The following is an 827-nucleotide window of genomic DNA, read 5'->3' on the forward strand; positions in this document are numbered from 1 at the left end:
CTCCCTGTAGGGGTTACGCTTGCACTAGAAGTAGGTAGTGAAGAAAAGTTCATTTCAAGATATATAGTAACGTCAGAACCAGCTACTATCGGCACTGTAAACCAGCATTTGCTTGATGGCCAACAACGCTTAACCGCCTTTTGGCGCAGTATGCATAACAATTATGAATCTGAGACATTCTTTGTTTACCTTCCTGAATTCGATCAACGTCAAACAAAATATAGTGATGAAGTAGAGGTATACTGTCAGGGAAGATGGCATTCTAAAGATGGACGTAGAATGCCACTATGGGCGGATGAGCCAGTAAATTCGATGTTTAGAGGGTTTATTCCAATTCATCTATTATGTCCTGGCGATCCGACTAATCAGATTGATAAGTGGATAAATGAGTCCACCAGTAACTTAGAGCCAAGCGATGATGATTCAAATTTTGTTGCCAAATACAAACTGTATGTCGCAAAAAAAGACAAACTCAAAGATGAGATAAATAGTCTACGAGAGCGGGTTACTCATTTTAACTTACCTTTTTTATCTCTGCCTATTGAAACACCTAAAGACGTTGCTTTACAAGTATTTATTAACATGAACACCAATAGCAAACCACTTTCTCTCTACGATATCATCGTGGCTGAAGTTGAAAGTGTAGCAGGTAAGTCTTTACATGACCTAGAAGGTCAGTTAGTTAACCAATGCCCGAAATCAATAAGATTCGGTGATATCAGAAATTTAATTTTATCAATATCTGCTTTACTACAAGATAAAACGCCTAATAACAAGGGCATGATAGAAATGGATAAAGAGATTCTATTAGCCAACTGGTTCAAGTT

At 37.7% G+C, this 827-nt stretch carries 1 protein-coding gene; it reads left to right on the forward strand.

Features of this window, described 5'->3' with window-relative positions; genetic code table 11:
• Positions 1–827: GmrSD restriction endonuclease domain-containing protein (locus ACS8FC_RS16250; RefSeq protein ID WP_439297537.1), on the forward strand; the 827-nt coding region annotated here is incomplete at both ends.

The sequence above is a fragment of the Psychrobacter sp. 1Y4 genome, from assembly GCF_051847555.1.